Here is a 15417-nt window from a genome sequence, read left to right as displayed (position 1 = left end):
GACCGAAAAGGGTGGGACTTTTCGGGTCGAGCACACCGGTCCGCACCGTCGCGGCCCGGAACGAGACAACGGGAAAGGGAACGCCCGGTGGAGTACACGTCCGGCGCCGCCTCCTGGCAGAAGGTCCTCCGGCGGGCGGTCGTCGGCCTGCTGCCCCGGCGGCCACGGCAACGCCGCCCGGGATGGTCGGTCGGCGTACCCCTGATCGCCGCCGCGGCGGGCCTGCTGTTCACCACGACCGCGACCACGGCCGGCGGCACCGCGCTGCGGGAGGACCGCCGCCCGCAGCTCACCCAGTTGATCGAGGACCGGCGCGAGCAGGTCGCGCAGAGCGAGGCCAGGGCCGCGCAGCTGCGCGCCGAGGTCGAGGAGCAGACCGCCGCCCTGGCCGGCACCGACGGGCCGATCAGGGAGCAGCGGGACCGCGCCGCCGCCAGCCGGCAGGTCGCCGGGTTCACCGCACTCACCGGCATCGGCCTCACCATCGAACTCAACGACGCGCCCCGGCGGGCCGACCAGACTCTGCCCAAAGGTGCCAGCAACGACGATCTGGTCGTCCACCAGGGCGACGTCCAGGCGGTCGTGAACGCGCTCTGGGCGGGCGGAGCCGAGGCCATGTCAATCATGAATGTGCGTGTCCTCAGCACCAGCGCGGTACGCTGCGTCGGTAACACCCTGCTGCTGCACGGCCGGGTGTACTCCCCTCCTTTCAAGATCGTGGCTATCGGCGACCCCGCCTCGCTCCAGCAGGCCCTCGCCGCGTCCGAGGGAGTCCGGTTGTTCAAGGAAGCGGTCGACCACTACCAGCTCGGCTATTCCGAGACCGTTTCCACGGTCACCGTTCCGGCGTTCGAGGACTCGACCGCCCTCCGCTCCGCGAAGGTGCCCCGGTGACCACTGAGGAGCCCCGGGAACGGAACGGGCGCCACCGCGACGACAGCGACGAGCCCACCGCATTCATCCGCCCGGTCGAGCGCCCGGCCCCGACCCCGCCGCCGGCGCCTCCCGCGCTCAACCTTCCCTGGCCGGAACCGGTCGAGCGCCAGCCCGCCGTACCCCGTCCGCCGGTCGACGACCGGCGGACCGCGTTCTTCGGCGACAGCGCCGGAGGCACCCGCACCGCGTCGGCCCCCGCGGATCGCGACCGGGTCCCGCCGACCGCCGCCGACCGCGATCGGATCCCGCCGCCGGCGATCCACGACCAGCGCCGTGCCGCGCCCGCCGGCCCGGATCGGCCGGCCGCTCCCGGTGCCGATCCGGGCGGTTCCGGTCTCGGCCCGGACCAGCACCGGACCGTCGTGACGAGCGCGCCCCAGCAGGCAGCGGCCGCCCCGCCGCCCCAGGCCACGCAGCGCCCCGCGCCGAGCGCCTGGCCGGGCACCGGCCAGGGCGTGCCGCCGCGCCGGCTGCCCACCGAGCCGCCGCCGCGATGGGGCGAGGACGCGGCCTCCGCACGTTCGCAGCCCACCCCGCCGCCCGCCCCCCAGCAGACCGCCCCCGGCGGTTGGCCGACCGCTGGCGGCTCCGACCGGCCGACCACCGGCGCGCGGGCCGTGGACCCGTCCGGTACGAGCAGCCCGACCACCGCCGGCCCGGCCGCCCCAGCGCCAGCCGCCACCCAGCCGGGCGCCGCCGGGCCGGCCCCCACGGCGCCGACCGCAACCAGCCAGACCGCAACCAGCCAGACGGCCGCCGGCCCGGCCGCCGCAGCACCAGCCGCCACCCGGCCGACCACCGCTGGCCCGGCCCCCGCAGCGCCAGCCACCGCAGCGCCAGCCACCGCAGCGCCGGGCACGGCCGGGCCGGGGGCGGCCGGGCCGGGGGCGGCCGGGCCGGGGGCGGCGGCCGCCTCGCCGGCCAAGGCTGGCGAGCAGCCCGGCAGCCGACCGTCCACCCCCGCCTCGACGCCGGGGGTACGACCGGCCGCCCCGGGCGACGCGCCGACCGCGATCATTCCCAAGGTGACCGGCCGGCCGGAGACCCGTTCCGGCTCCGCTGACGGTGCCGAGAGCCGCGCCCGGGACACCGGACCCGCGGGCGGGGAGCGGGCCGCCGGCTCGCCGCAGCCGGCCACACCCTCCGGTGGGGTGCCACGATCGGCAGCGCCCGGTGGCGCACCGCAGGCGGGCGGGCGACCCGAAGCCGGCGGCGTGCCGGCGGATCCGGGGGCTACCGCCGTGCTCCCGGCCGTCACCGCCCGGCGCCCGAACCACCCCGGGCTCGACCACACCGCGCTGATGGGTGCCGTGCCGCCGCTGCGCGAGAAGCGCGGCGACGAGCCGGACGGCACTCCGGCCGAGCCGCCCCAGCCTCGGCGGGGTGAGCGCGTGGTGCAGCTCCGGCCCGAGCAGACCGGGGAGGGGTACAAGAGCGTCTACTCGGAGCTGACCCGTCCCAGCGTCGGCTCCCGGCTACGCACCGGCATCCGGGCCACCGGCGAGGTGCTGATCACCTTCGGCCTGATCGTGCTGCTCTTCGCCGGATACGAGATCTGGGGCAAGACGGTGATCGTCGACGCCCACCAGAACGACCTGAACAGCCAGCTCGCCCAGGAGTGGGGCGGCGACACCGACCCGACGGTCGCCCCGACCGGCCCCGCCCCCAAACCCACCCCGCCCGCCGAGGGCAAGCCCGTCGCCGGGCTCTACATCCCCAAGCTCGACAAGCACTGGGTGGTGGTCGAGGGGGTCACCCCGGACGACATCCGGTACGCCCCGGGCCACTACCCGAAGAGCGCCCTGCCGGGCCAGGTGGGCAACTTCGCCGTCGCGGGGCACCGGATCCGGGCCACCTTCTGGCGGCTGGACGAGCTGAGGTCGGGCGACAACATCGTGGTCGAGTCGCAGTCCGAGTGGTTCATCTACAAGGTCTACCAGCAGCAGGTCGTGCGGCCGACCCAGGTGGAGGTGGTCGCGCCGGTCCCGGGTCGGCCGGGCCAGAAGCCGACCGAGAAGCTGCTCACCCTGACCACCTGCAACCCCAAGTTCAACAACTACCAGCGACTGATCATCCACGCCCGGCTGGACCACGTCGTGGCCAAGTCGGCGGGCCGGCCGCCGGAGCTGGAAGGCTGACGATGTACGCGTGGATCTGGCGCAAGCTGCCGTTCGGGCTCGCCGGGAAGCTGATCGGCGCGCTGCTGCTCAGCGCGGCCGCGGTCGCTCTGCTCTGGTTCGTGGTCTTCCCGTGGGCCGAGCCGCTGCTCCCCTTCGACGATGTCCAGGTGACCCAGGACTCCGGCGTGCCGGGCGGCGACGGCGGCGAGCTCACCGTGCCGAGCGTGCAGCCGAGCGAGGAGGAGATCCCGTACAGCACGGAGACCAACAACGCCCCGCCCACCACCCCGAACAGGTGACCCGATGCGCGTCCTGGTGATCGACAACTACGACTCGTTCGTCTTCAACCTGGTGCAGTACCTCGGCCAGCTCGGGGCGGACTGCGAGGTGCGGCGCAACGACGAGATCGACGTCGCCGAGGTCGGCCGGACGGGCGCGGCGGGCGTCCTGCTGTCGCCCGGGCCGGGCAGCCCGGACCGCGCCGGCATCTGCCTCGACGTCATCCGGGAGTACGCCGGCAAGCTTCCGCTGTTCGGTGTCTGCCTCGGTCACCAGGCGATCGGCGAGGCGTTCGGCGCGACCGTGACCCGGGCGCCGGAACTGCTGCACGGCAAGACCTCCGAGGTGAGCCACCACGGGGTCGGGGTGCTCGCCGGCCTGCCCGACCCGTTCACCGCCACCCGGTACCACTCGCTGGCCGTGCTGCCCGAGACGCTGCCGAACGAGCTGGAGGTGACCGGCTGGACGGGCTCCGGCGTGGTCATGGCGATGCGGCACCGCACCCTGCCGATCGAGGGCGTCCAGTTCCATCCCGAGTCGGTGCTGACCGAGGGCGGGCACCTCATGCTGGCCAACTGGCTGGCGGTCTGCGGCTTCCCCGAGGCGCTGGAGCGGGCCCCGGAGCTGGCGGCCGAGGTGGACGCCCGTCGCCGGGCCGCCTTCGCCACCGCCTGACAGCGTTCGTCGCCGGAGCGGCGAGGTTTCGGTGTCCCGGCCACCCCGACACCGCAGCGATTCGGAGTAGGCAAAAACGTCGAGGCCCCGACCGGAGTCGGGGCCTCGATCCGTCACTGGCCGGAGAGCCGCGCCGGAGGCGAGGTGGGGAAGGGGAATCCTCCGCCGCCACCGCCGGCCGTGGGCGAGCCGGTCGGGTCCGGGGTGGGCGACGTCGGCGTCTCGGTCGGCTCCGGCGGTGCGATGTCGACGTAGATGGTGACCTGCTTGCCCTTCGCGTAGTCCTTCTCCGCGTCGGGGCTCTGCCTGCTGACCTTGCCGACCTGGTCCGGGTTGGAGGTCTCGTCACCGTCAAGGATTCTCACCTTGTATCCGGCGTTCTTCAGCATCCTGACCGCCTGGTCCTTGGGGAGGTCGACCACGTCCGGGACCTTGGCGACGTTGCCCTTGGAGACCTGCACCTTGACGGTGGTGCCGACCGGTACGGTCGTGCCCTCCTTGGGATCGACGCTGACGACGAGGCCCTTCGTCAGGCTGCTGTCGACCGGCTCGGACTCGACGGCGAGCTTCAGGTTTTCGAGCTGCTGCTTGACGTTCTCGAACTGGGAGCCCGTCAGACCGGCCGGGATGGTGGCCTGCTCCGGGCCGCCACACATCTGGATCGTGACGTTGTCCCCCTTATTCAAGGGGGTGCTGGCCGGCGGGCTCTGGCCGGCCACGGTGCCCTCCTTGCAGGTGCTGTTCTGCACCGAATCGCCCAGCACCGGGACGAGCCCCACGTTCTGGACGTCCTGGAAGGCGGCGGCCTGGGCCTTGCCCTCCAGGGACGGCACCCGGACCTGCTCCACGCCCTTCTCCCTCAGGAACAGGGCGGTGGCCAGGGCGATCACCGCGAGCACGCCGAGCGCGGCGAAGGTGGCGATCACCCAGGAGGAGCTCTTCCGCTTGCGCGGGTCGCCGACCCGGGCCGGCACCTGCTGGTGGGTCTGCGGACCCATCACCTGCGTCTGGTACCCGGCGGCGGCCGGCGCCATCGCCGCGGTCTCGTCCGCGGGCATGACCGGGGTGGCCAGCACCGGACGGCCGGCGGCGGCGCGGAGCAGGTCCGCCCGCATCTCGCCGGCGCTCTGGTAGCGGTTCACCGGGTTCTTGGACAGCGCCTTGAGCACGATGGCGTCCACCGCCGGGTTGACGTCCCGGTTGATGCTGCTCGGCGTCGGCGGCTGCTCCCGCACGTGCTGGTACGCGACGCTGACCGGGCTGTCCCCGACGAACGGCGGGTGCCCGCAGAGCAACTCGAAGAGGACGCAGCCGGCCGCGTACACGTCGGAGCGGGCGTCGACCGACTCGCCGCGCGCCTGCTCCGGGGAGAGGTACTGCGCGGTGCCGATGACGGCGCTGGTCTGTGTCATCGTGGTGGCCCCGCTGGCCAGCGCTCGGGCGATGCCGAAGTCCATCACCTTGACCTGGCCGGTCTGGGTGAGCATCACGTTGCCCGGCTTGATGTCCCGGTGGATGATGCCGTGCCGGTGGCTGAACTCCAGCGCGGCGCACATGTCGGCACAGATTTCCAGCGCCCGGCGCGGCTGGAGCCGGCCCTCGACGCCCAGCACCTCCTTGAGGGTCCGTCCGTTGACGAACTCCATCACGATGAAGGGCAACGTCTCGCCGGTCGGCGCGGTCTCCTCGCCGGTGTCGTACACCGCGACGATCGCCGGGTGGTTCAGCGAGGCGGCGTTCTGCGCCTCGCGACGGAACCGCATCTGGAACGTGGCATCTCGGGCGAGATCAGTCCGAAGCATCTTGATCGCGACATCCCGCCCGAGCCGGAGATCGCGACCACGATGCACCTCCGCCATGCCGCCGTAGCCGAGCAGCTCGCCGACCTGGTACCGGCCACCGAGCAGGCGGGCCTGCGCTGTCATCGCGTCTCTCGTCCTTCGCTCGTCGTCGTCTCGCCGCCAGCCGGCTGGAGTCGTACCTCACGACGGTACGACGTTAGGGCCAGATCGTCCGCACCGTGGGTCCGCACCGCGCCGGACATCACGCTCACCGGAGCGAGCGCGCCGGGTCGACCGGTTGCCGCGTACTTCCGGTAGTAGTACGAAATCACGCCCGAGCACAGTACGACCAGTACGGCCACCACCACGGCGGTGACCCACAGCCCGGACCGGGACCGGCGCGGAGCCGGCGGGGCGGCCGACGGCCGCGCGTACGCGACGGGGCTGTGCTGCCGGGGCGGCGGGACGGTGGCCGCGCCGCGCGGCGCCACCGCCGGGCGCGGCTGCGGGACGGGTTGCGGCACCGCGGCGGGTCGCGGCGCGACCGGCGGCCGGGCGGGCGACGCGGGTGACCGGGGCTGCGGGCGCGGCGCGGCCGGGGCCTGCGCCCGGGCCGCCGGAGCAGCCGGCGAGGAGGGTACGCCGGAGATCGGGCCGGCGTGGCCCGCCCCGCCCCGGGCCTGCTGCGACAGGGCGAGCTTGGCCTGCCGGGCGACGCCGGCCAGGGCGGCGGCGCTCGGCCAGCGGGCCGTCGGGTCCTTCGCCAGGGCCCGCTCGACGATCGCCCGAACCTGGGGCGGAATGTCGGCGGGAAGCGGGCGGGGTGCCTCCCGGACGTGCTTCATGGCGATTTCGAGCGGGTTGTCCCCCTCGAACGGCCGCCGGCCGGCAAGGCACTGGTAGGCGACCACGCCCAGCGCGTACACGTCGGAGGCGGGGGTGGCGACCGCGCCGGTGGCCTGCTCGGGCGAGATGTACGAGGCCGTGCCGAGCACCGAGCCGGCGGCGGTGAGCTGACCCACCAGGTCCGAGCGGGCGATGCCGAAGTCGGTGAGCACCAGCGTGCCGTTCGGCCGGACCAGCAGATTGCCCGGCTTCACGTCGCGGTGCACGATCCCCTTCTCGTGCGCGGCGTGCAGGGCGTCGGCGGCCTGCGCCAGCAGGGCCATGGTCCGGGCCGGGGTGAGCCGACCGACCCGGCTGAGCGTCGAGGCGAGCGCGTCGCCTTCGACGTACTCCATGATCAGGAAGGCGATCTGCTGGTCGCTGCCGAAGTCGTAGACGTCCACCACCCCGGGGTGGTTGATGGTGGCCATCGTCCGCGCCTCGCCGCGGAACCGCTCGGCGAAGCCCGGCTCGTCGAGCAGGGCGGGGAGCAGGCTCTTCACCGCGACCGTCCGGCCCAGCACCTGGTCCGTGCCGCGCCAGACGTCGCCCATGCCACCGCTGGCGATCCGCTCGTCGAGGCGGTAGCGGTTACCGAGCAGCACCCCGGGACCGAGCATGTCAGCGCCCCCCGGAGTCGGCGATGGCCGCTGCCATGATCCGCCCCGCGATCCGGGCCGCCTCGTGGCTGCCGCCGCTGCCGGCCTGTTCCAGCTCCACGCAGACCGCCGAGATCGGGGTGCCGTTCTTGTCCAGGGCGAAGCCGATGAACCAGCCGTGGTCCGGGGTGCCCGGGCCGGACTGCGCGGTGCCGGTCTTGCCGCCGACCGTGTAGCCGCCGATGCGGGCCGACTTGCCGGTGCCGTTCTCGACCACGCTGACCATCATGTCCCGCAGGTCGCTGGCGACCGTGCCGCTCACCGGCTGGCGCAGCTCGCGCGGCTTCGCGGTGTAGTAGCTGGTGGTGCGGTCCGGGGCGAGCAGCTGCTTGACCAGGTACGGCCGCATCTGGCTGCCGCCGTTGGCCACCGACGCCGCCATCAACGCGCCCTGCAGCGGGGTCATCCGCACGTCGCGCTGGCCGATCGACGACTGGGCCAGGGCGGCCGGGTCGGTCGCTCCGCCCGGTGCCGTCATGTCCCCGGTCCGGCTGGCCGCCACCGGCAGGCCGCCCTCGCCCAACTGCCCGACGGTGAGGTCGTCCTGCTCGAAGCCGAACTGGCGAGCCTTCTCCTTCACCTTGTCCGCCCCGAGCTCCACGCCGAGCTGGGCGAAGCCGGTGTTGCAGGACTCGGTGAGCGCCTGGATCAGGGTCACCTCGTTCTGCGGGCAGATCGAGTCCGCCGCGTTCTTGATCGGCTGGCCGGACGTCGGCGGGGTCCAGCTCTGCCCGGCCGGGATCTTGGTCTCCTTGGTGTAGCCGCTCTCCAGCGCCGCCGCAGACATGATGACCTTGAAGGTGGAGCCCGGCGGCAGCACCTCGGAGAGCGCGCGGTTGGCCAGCGGCCGGTCCTTGTCCTGCTCGAGCTTGTTGAACGCCTTCGCCGCTGCAGCGGTGTCGTGGCTGACCAGCGGGTTCGGGTCGAAGCTCGGCATGGAGACCAGCGCCTGCACCGCGCCGGTGCGCGGGTCGATCGCGATCGCCGCTCCCCGGGTCGCGCCGACCTCGTTGTTCTGGAGTTGCTTGTACGCCGTGTCCTGGGCCCGCTTGGAGAGGGTCAGCAGGACGTTGCCGCCGCCGGTCCGATCGCCGGTGAACATGTCCTTAATCCGGTTGGCGATGAGCTGGTCGCTGGTGCCGGCGAGGAACTGGTTCTCCGTCCGCTCGATGCCGACCGCGCTCCCGTTGACCGGCTGGTAGCCGAGCACATGCGCGTACTCCTCACCACCGGGATAGGTGCGCAGGTAGCGCAGCTTCCCGCCGGTGTCCTTGCTGATCGCGTACGCGGTGCCGCCGACTTCGATGTTGCCGCGCTTGCGGTCGTACTCGGCGACCTGGACCCGACCGTTGTAGTCGCTGTTGCGGTACTCGTCGCCCTTGTAGGCCTGGATCCAGTTCAGGTTCGCGAAGAGCAGGCCGAAGAGAATCATGACGACCACGCCGACGCGGCGCAGGGGTGCGTTCACGGCCGGATCACCTCCGTGGGGGCCCCGTGCAGCTGTTCCGGCGGGCCGCCCGCCGGCCGGTTCACGGGGCCGCCCCCGGTCACCGGCCGGCGGGCGCCGTCGGAGACCCGGAGCAGGGTCGCGATGAGCAGCCAGTTCGCCATCAGGGAGGAGCCACCGGCGGAGAGGAACGGGGTGGTCTGGCCGGTCAGCGGGATGAGCTTGCTGATCCCGCCGACGATCACGAAGACCTGGAGGCCCAGCGTGAAGGCCAGGCCACCGGCGAGCAGCTTGCCGAACGAGTCGCGGACCGCGAGCGCGGCCCGCAGCCCGCGCTCGACGATCAGCAGGTAGACCACGAGCAGCGCGGAGAGGCCGAAGAGGCCGATCTCCTCGCCGATGCCGGCGAAGATGAAGTCGGTCTGCACCTCGGGCAGCAGGGTCGGCTGGCCGCCGCCCGGGCCGGCCCCGAAGAGCCCGCCGGTGCCGAGCGTGAGCAGGCCCTGGACCAGTTGGTAGCCCTTGTCGTACGGGTCCCCGAAGGGGTCGAGCCAGATCTCGGCCCGCAGGTAGAAGTTGGCGAACGGGCCGCCGACGGTGCCGCCCAGCAGGTACGCCACGTAGGCGCCGCCGAAGAAGAGGACCAGACCGATCAGCAGCCAGCTCACCCGTTCGGTGGCGATGTAGAGCGTCACCACGAACATGCCGAAGTAGAGCAGCGAGGTGCCCAGGTCCTTCTCGAAGACCAGGACGAGGAGGCTGATCATCCAGACCACGAGGACCGGGCCGAGGTCTCGCCCGCGCGGGAAGTCGATGCCGAGCAGCCGGCGGCTGGCCAGCGACAGCACCTCCCGCTTGCGGACCAGGTAGTACGCGAAGAAGGCGAGCAGCGCGAGCTTGGCGAACTCACCCGGCTGGATGGAGAAGCCGCCGATCCGGATCCACAGCTTGGCGTTGTTGATCTCGGAGAACCGGGCTGGCAGCACCGCCGGGATCATCACCAGCACGATGCCGGCCAACCCCAGGGTGTACGCGTACCGGGAGAGCGACCGGTGGTCCCGCATGATCGCCAGCAGCCCGGCGGCGAGGATCACCGCACCGAGCGTCCAGGCGAGCTGCCGGCCGCCGGTGCCGGCGAAGATCGCCAGGTGTTCCCGCTCCTCCGGGGCCGCCTGAGCCAGGTCGTAACGGCGCAGGAAGCCGACGCCGATGCCGTTGAGCAGGGCGACCGCCGGCAGCAGCGCCGGATCGGCGAAGGGTGCCAGCCAGCGGATCACCAGATGCAGGCCGAGGAAGACCAGGCCCAGCGCGGCGGCCGGGATCCAGAAGTCCGAGGTGACCGTGTCCAACACGTTCGCCTCGACCGTGGCCGAGTATGCCGCCACCAGCACCATGGCGAGCAGCAGCAGGGACAGCTCGGCGTTGCGCCGGGACCGGGCCAGGCGCACGCCGGGCTGCTCGCCCGTCGAGGCGGGCGAGGCTGCCGGTACGGCGGCTGCGGTCACGGATGCGTCCTCCGGGTCGAACCGACGCTCACTCCGGCGACCGGCACCCGGCCGGATCGACCGGCGGGACGGTGTCGGAGGGGACGGCGTCAGGCGTGGTCGTCGGCGCGGCCGGCGCGGGCGTCGGGGTGGGGGTGGCCGCCGGCAGGATGGCGGTGGCGCTGCCGGACGGGGCCGCCGGGGTGGTGATGGCGGACGGCGTCGGGCTGAGCGCGGCGACCGTGGGGGTCGGGCTCGGGGGACATAGCGGCTTGAGGTTCGGATTCGCCGGGTCATCGCTGGTGAGCTCGGCCAGCCGCCGCTCGGCGTCCGGCTCGCTCTTGGCCTGGATGCCCTGCTTGACCTGCTCCTGGGCGGCCAGGGTGAGGTCGTCCAGCTTCGCCTCGCTGGTGGCGTGCACGCGGGACAGGTCGAGTCCGGCGATCTGGCCCGGTACGCCCCGGAACACGGCGAGCTGCCCGTCCTCGGTGGCGCCGACGTAGTACTGGCGCTGGGTGTAGCTCCACCCGCCGAAGAGGCCACCGCCGAGGATGACCAGCAGCGCCAGCAGCATGGCGGCGGTCCGCAACGGGCGGTGCCGGCGCCCTGCCGGTTCGTCGTCGCGGGTGTCCGTCGGCTCCTCGGGCGTGGCCGCGCGGGGGGCGGAGAGTGCGGAGGCGCGGGCCGCCGGGGTGGAGACGTCGGCCGAAGTGGCCATGCCCCGGTCCCGGGCGGCGGCGCCGCCGACGATCGGGGACGCCTCGACGATGTCCTGGTCGGTGGCGTCCGCGATGATCACCGTGATGTTGTCCGGGCCGCCACCGCGCAGGGCCAGCTGCACCAGGCGCTCGACACACTGCTGCGGGTCGGCGTACTCGCGCATGGTGTCGCCGATGGTGTCCGCGCTGACCACGCCCGAGAGGCCGTCGGAGCAGATCAGGTAGCGGTCGCCGGGCAGCACCTGACGGACGCTGTACTCGGGGTCGATGTCGCGACCGTCGAGCGCCCGGGTGAGCAGCGAGCGCTGGGGGTGGCTGCTCGCCTCCTCCGCGCTGATCCGGCCCTCGTCGACGAGCATCTGGACGTACGTGTCGTCCTTGGTGATCTGCGCGAACTCCCCGTTGCGCAGGAGGTAGGCCCGCGAGTCACCGATGTGGACCATGCCGAGCTTGCTGCCCGAGAAGAGGGTCGCGGTGAGCGTGGTGCCCATGCCCTCCAACTGGGGGTTGGCGTCCACGGTGTCGCGGAGTTGTTGGTTGGCGGTGCCCACGGCAGAACGCAACGCGTCGACGAGGGCGTCCCCGGGGACGTCCTCGTCGAGGGGCGCCATGGCACCGATGACGATGTTGCTGGCGACGTCACCGGCGGCCATGCCGCCCATGCCGTCGGCTACGGCAAGCAGCCGCGGTCCGGCGTAGACGGAATCCTGGTTGCCGTCTCGGATCAGACCGCGGTCGCTGTGGGCCGCATAGCGCAGGGTCAGAGTCATGGCCGTAATTCGAGAGAGGTGCGGCCGATCCGGATCGGCACGCCGAGGGGGACGGGGGTTGGTCCGGTGACCTTAGCGCGATCCAGGTACGTGCCGTTAGTCGATCCGAGGTCCTCGACGTACCACTGCCCGTCACGCGGCACGAGTCGGGCGTGTCGCGCCGACGCGTAGTCGTCGGTGATCACCAGGGTCGAGTCCTCGGCGCGACCGATGGTGATCTGTGCCTCACCCAGGGTGATCCGGGTGCCGGCCAACTGACCCGCGGTGACCACGAGCTGGTGCGCGGCCCGGCCCCGCTTCACCTTCGCCGGCTTCGCCGCCGGTCCGGCCGGGGCGCCGACCCCGCGCGGCGCGGCCACCAGCCGACCCGAGCGGGCTCCCGCGAAGAGGTCCCGGCGAATCACCCCGACCACCGTGAACACGAAGATCCACAGCAGGATGAGGAACCCGAACCGGGCGACGGTGATGACGAGTTCCGGCAACGCGGATCAGCCGTCCACGCGGAAGGTCAGGGTGGTCGTGCCGAGCTGGACCATGTCGCCCGGGTTGAGGGCGACGGCGGAGACGCGCTGGCCGTTGACCATCGTGCCGTTGGTGGAGCCGAGGTCGGTCAGCACGACCTGGCCGCCGTCGAAGTCCAGCCGGGCGTGCCGGCGGGAGATCCCGACGTCGGGCAGGCGCAGGTTGGCCTGGTCGCCGCGACCGATGACGGTCGAGCCCATCTGGAGGGGGTAGGTGCGGCCGTCGCCGGAGACCAGCCGGACGTTGCGGCCACCGCCGTGCCCGGGCGGCGGGCCGTAGCCGCCACCCTGGTCGTACGCCGGGTAGCCGGGACCGGCGTCGTAGCCGCCGGGCGCGGAGACCGGCGCCACGTCGCCACCGGTGTAGACCTCGGCGGTGACCCGGAACATGCCGGTGTCCAGCCCCTCGCCGCGCTCGATCTCGACGATCACGTCCCCGTAGACCGTCCAGGCCTGCTCGCCGATGAACTCCGCCTGCGACTGGGCCAGCTCCTGAGCCAGCGCGGCGGCGTAGGGCGCCAGCCGACTGTGGTCGTAGGGCGAGAGATCGATCACGTAGCGGTTGGGCACCAACGTGCGCCCGCCGGCCAGGATCGCCTTGTGCGCCTCGGCCTCCCGCTGCATGGCGTTGAGGATCTCCACGGGGTGGACCACCCCTTTGAAGACCTTGGCAAAGGCCCCCTCGACTAGGCCTTCCAGACGCTTTTCAAAGCGTTGCAGCACGCTCACCGGCTCCTCCTCGGGTCCCGAGGCCATGATGGTATCCGGACACCGCCTCCGCAGCTCACATGCCGCTCGGCCGGGTGCCGGCGGCCCGTTCGTGGACGGCACCGAGGTCGTGCTACAGTTTCGTCCGCCACGAACGGTGATCGCTCGTGGCGATGACCGGTGAACAGCGTAATATGTCCGGGCACCCGCCGCAGAAGGCGGGACCGCGATGAGATACGGTGTTCCAGGTCAAGCCACGGGGAAGTGGCGGAATGGCAGACGCGCACGGTTCAGGTCCGTGTGCCCGAAAGGGCGTGGGGGTTCAACTCCCCCCTTCCCCACCATCACGAGGGCTCCGCGGGCAGCGGGGCCCTCGCGCTGTATCGGGGCGTGCCTGACGTCACGCTATGCTCCGATTCGTTCCCTGCCTCCTATGGATCAGGAGTGGCGTGTGAGTGTCGCGTTGGTGACCGGCTCCGGCGGTCTCATCGGTTCCGAGGCGGCCCGGCACTTCGCCGGCCTCGGTCTCCACGTGGTCGGCATCGACAACGACATGCGCCGGTACTTCTTCGGCGAGGACGGCTCGACGGCCTGGAGCCTGGACCGGCTCGCCGCCGACCTGGGCACCGCGTACACCCACTACCCGGTGGACATCCGCGACCGGGACGGCCTGGAGAACGTCTTCAAGAAGTACGGCTCGGACATCGCCGTGGTGATCCACAGCGCCGCCCAGCCGAGCCACGACTGGGCCGCCAAGGAGCCGTACACGGACTTCGACGTGAACGCGGGCGGCACCCTCAACATGCTGGAGAACACCCGCCGGCACGCGATCGAGGCGCCGTTCATCCACTGCTCCACCAACAAGGTGTACGGCGACCGCCCGAACACCCTGCCGCTGGTCGAGCTGGAGACCCGGTACGAGCTGCCCGAGGACCACCCGTACCACCAGGGCATCACCGAGGACATGTCGATCGACGAGTCGCTGCACTCGATCTTCGGCGCCTCGAAGGTCGCCGCCGACGTGATGGTCCAGGAGTACGGCCGGTACTTCGACATGCGGACCGCCTGCTTCCGGGGTGGCACGCTCACCGGCCCGGCGCACTCGGCGGCCGAGCTGCACGGCTTCCTGGCGTACCTGATGCGCTGCGTGATGGAGGGCCGGACGTACAACCTCTTCGGCTACAAGGGCAAGATGGTCCGGGACGCGATCCACTCGCACGACGTGCTGACCGCGTTCGAGGCGTTCTTCCGCGAGCCGCGCTCGGCCCAGGTCTACAACCTGGGCGGCGGCCGGCACTCGAACACCTCGCACATCGAGGCGTTCCGGATCGCCGAGCAGATCACCGGCCGCGAGGCGCAGATCAACTACGTCGAGCAGGCCCGCACCGGCGACCACCAGTGGTACGTCAGCAGCATGGCCCGGTTCGAGGAGCACTACCCGAGCTGGAAGATCACCTACGACGTGCCGATGATCCTCCGCGAGATCTACGAGGCGAACGTCGACAAGTGGGTGCCGAAGGCATGACCAGCGGCACCAAGCGGAACGTGCTCGGCGTACTCGTCGACGCGACCGACTACGCCGGAGCGACCGAGGCGGTCGTCGCGGCGGCGCACGAGCGGCGCCCGCTGGCCCTGACCGCGCTGGCCGTGCACGGCGTGATGACCGGGGTGCTCGACCCCGCGCACAACGCCCGGCTCAACTCGTTCGACCTGGTCACCCCGGACGGCCAGCCGGTCCGCTGGGCACTCAACCTGCTGCACGGCGCCGGCCTCACCGACCGGGTCTACGGACCCGAGCTGACCCTGCGGGTGCTCGCCCACTTCGCCGACGAGGGGCTTCCGGTCTACCTCTACGGCTCCACCGAGGAGACCCTGTCCCGGCTGGTCCCGGCCCTGGAACGGAAGTTCCCGGCGCTGAAGATCGCCGGGGTGGAGGCGTCCAAGTTCCGCGCGCTCTCCCCCGGGGAGGACGTCGAGATCGCCGACCGGATCAAGGCCAGCGGGGCTCGGCTCGTCCTGGTCGGGCTGGGCTGCCCCCGCCAGGAGGTCTTCGCGTACGCCATGCGACCGCTGCTGGACATGCCGCTGATGGCGGTCGGCGCGGCCTTCGACTACCACGCCGGCCTGCTGCGCAACCCCCCGGCGTGGATGCAGCGGACCGGGCTGGAGTGGTTCTGGCGGCTCGGCCTGGAGCCGAAGCGGCTCTGGCGGCGCTACGTCATCCTCAACCCGGCCTACCTGGCCCGGCTGGCCGCGCAGCGGACCGGCCTGTGGAAGGCCACCCCGCCGCCGCCGGCCACCGGCCGCCCGGCCACCTTCGACGTCTGACCCACCGCTCGACCAGTTGGCTCCGTCGCCCACCCGTCGGCGCGGAGACGACGTCCGGCGGTCACCCCGAGGGGGACCGCCGGACGCCGGTGGGAAGAGATTGGC

The 15417-nt window shown here is 72.3% G+C and carries 13 protein-coding genes and 1 tRNA gene; 7 read left to right on the top strand and 7 right to left on the bottom strand.

Annotated features, from left to right (window positions below):
• Positions 1-87 precede the first annotated feature (87 nt).
• The 4 genes from ACL02O_RS21135 to ACL02O_RS21120 are packed head-to-tail and all read left to right on the top strand — an operon-like array spanning position 88 to position 4010.
• Complete coding sequence (locus tag ACL02O_RS21135) at positions 88-894, top strand: DUF881 domain-containing protein (protein ID WP_412819842.1); 807 nt, start codon at positions 88-90, stop codon at positions 892-894.
• Positions 891-3074 (top strand): class E sortase, encoded by a 2184-nt coding sequence (locus tag ACL02O_RS21130; protein WP_412819841.1) that lies wholly within the window; start codon positions 891-893, stop codon positions 3072-3074. The genes ACL02O_RS21135 and ACL02O_RS21130 overlap by 4 nt, the downstream gene beginning before the upstream one ends.
• A 2-nt stretch (positions 3075-3076) precedes the next feature.
• Complete coding sequence (locus ACL02O_RS21125) at positions 3077-3355, top strand: hypothetical protein (protein WP_412819840.1); 279 nt, start codon at positions 3077-3079, stop codon at positions 3353-3355.
• Positions 3356-3359: 4 nt separating this feature from the next.
• Positions 3360-4010: an aminodeoxychorismate/anthranilate synthase component II gene (locus ACL02O_RS21120; RefSeq protein ID WP_412819839.1), complete on the top strand. Its 651-nt coding sequence runs from the start codon at positions 3360-3362 to the stop codon at positions 4008-4010.
• 113 nt (positions 4011-4123) lie between these two features.
• Here the strand turns inward: ACL02O_RS21120 and pknB are convergent, their stop codons facing one another.
• From pknB to ACL02O_RS21085, 7 genes are all read right to left on the bottom strand, one after another.
• On the bottom strand, positions 4124-5935 hold the full coding sequence (gene pknB, locus ACL02O_RS21115; RefSeq protein WP_412819838.1) for a Stk1 family PASTA domain-containing Ser/Thr kinase: 1812 nt from the start codon (positions 5933-5935) through the stop codon (positions 4124-4126).
• Entirely contained in the window at positions 5932-7296 is a 1365-nt protein-coding gene (locus ACL02O_RS21110; protein WP_412819837.1) for a serine/threonine-protein kinase, read from the bottom strand. Before ACL02O_RS21110 ends, pknB begins: the two co-directional genes overlap by 4 nt.
• Position 7297: 1 nt before the next feature.
• A complete protein-coding gene (locus ACL02O_RS21105) occupies positions 7298-8803 on the bottom strand; it encodes a peptidoglycan D,D-transpeptidase FtsI family protein (protein ID WP_412819836.1) in 1506 nt (501 codons plus the stop codon).
• Positions 8800-10230, bottom strand: a complete 1431-nt coding sequence (locus ACL02O_RS21100) for an FtsW/RodA/SpoVE family cell cycle protein (protein WP_412819877.1) — start codon at positions 10228-10230, stop codon at positions 8800-8802. The genes ACL02O_RS21105 and ACL02O_RS21100 overlap by 4 nt, the downstream gene beginning before the upstream one ends.
• An 85-nt stretch (positions 10231-10315) precedes the next feature.
• Positions 10316-11755 carry a PP2C family protein-serine/threonine phosphatase gene (locus tag ACL02O_RS21095; RefSeq protein ID WP_412819835.1) on the bottom strand — a complete coding sequence of 480 codons (1440 nt, stop codon included), beginning with the start codon at positions 11753-11755 and terminating at the stop codon, positions 10316-10318.
• Positions 11752-12237 carry an FHA domain-containing protein FhaB/FipA gene (locus ACL02O_RS21090; protein ID WP_412819834.1) on the bottom strand — a complete coding sequence of 162 codons (486 nt, stop codon included), beginning with the start codon at positions 12235-12237 and terminating at the stop codon, positions 11752-11754. The genes ACL02O_RS21095 and ACL02O_RS21090 overlap by 4 nt, the downstream gene beginning before the upstream one ends.
• 6 nt (positions 12238-12243) lie before the next feature.
• Complete coding sequence (locus ACL02O_RS21085) at positions 12244-13032, bottom strand: FhaA domain-containing protein (RefSeq protein ID WP_412819833.1); 789 nt, start codon at positions 13030-13032, stop codon at positions 12244-12246.
• A 210-nt stretch (positions 13033-13242) separates the two neighbouring features.
• Here ACL02O_RS21085 and ACL02O_RS21080 point away from each other — a divergent pair.
• From ACL02O_RS21080 to ACL02O_RS21070, 3 genes are all read left to right on the top strand, one after another.
• Positions 13243-13328 (top strand) — tRNA-Leu (locus tag ACL02O_RS21080).
• Between the two features lie 107 nt (positions 13329-13435).
• On the top strand, positions 13436-14509 hold the full coding sequence (locus ACL02O_RS21075; RefSeq protein ID WP_412819832.1) for an NAD-dependent epimerase/dehydratase family protein: 1074 nt from the start codon (positions 13436-13438) through the stop codon (positions 14507-14509).
• Positions 14506-15312 (top strand): WecB/TagA/CpsF family glycosyltransferase, encoded by an 807-nt coding sequence (locus tag ACL02O_RS21070; RefSeq protein ID WP_412819831.1) that lies wholly within the window; start codon positions 14506-14508, stop codon positions 15310-15312. The genes ACL02O_RS21075 and ACL02O_RS21070 overlap by 4 nt, the downstream gene beginning before the upstream one ends.
• Positions 15313-15417 lie beyond the last annotated feature (105 nt).

It is taken from the genome of Micromonospora mangrovicola (assembly GCF_047200535.1).
GTDB lineage: Bacteria > Actinomycetota > Actinomycetes > Mycobacteriales > Micromonosporaceae > Micromonospora.
Note: the sequence above shows the minus strand (reverse complement) of the source record. Positions and strands in the feature narration are given on the sequence as shown.

Bases quoted from the DNA above. Each gene is read 5' to 3' on its own strand.
- ACL02O_RS21125 (WP_412819840.1), top strand. From the start codon at position 3,077: ATGTACGCGTGGATCTGGCGCAAGCTGCCGTTCGGGCTCGCCGGGAAG.
- ACL02O_RS21120 (WP_412819839.1), top strand. From the start codon at position 3,360: ATGCGCGTCCTGGTGATCGACAACTACGACTCGTTCGTCTTCAACCTG.
- pknB (WP_412819838.1), bottom strand. From the start codon at position 5,935: ATGACAGCGCAGGCCCGCCTGCTCGGTGGCCGGTACCAGGTCGGCGAG.
- ACL02O_RS21110 (WP_412819837.1), bottom strand. From the start codon at position 7,296: ATGCTCGGTCCCGGGGTGCTGCTCGGTAACCGCTACCGCCTCGACGAG.
- ACL02O_RS21095 (WP_412819835.1), bottom strand. From the start codon at position 11,755: ATGACTCTGACCCTGCGCTATGCGGCCCACAGCGACCGCGGTCTGATC.
- ACL02O_RS21085 (WP_412819833.1), bottom strand. From the start codon at position 13,032: ATGGCCTCGGGACCCGAGGAGGAGCCGGTGAGCGTGCTGCAACGCTTT.
- ACL02O_RS21070 (WP_412819831.1), top strand. From the start codon at position 14,506: ATGACCAGCGGCACCAAGCGGAACGTGCTCGGCGTACTCGTCGACGCG.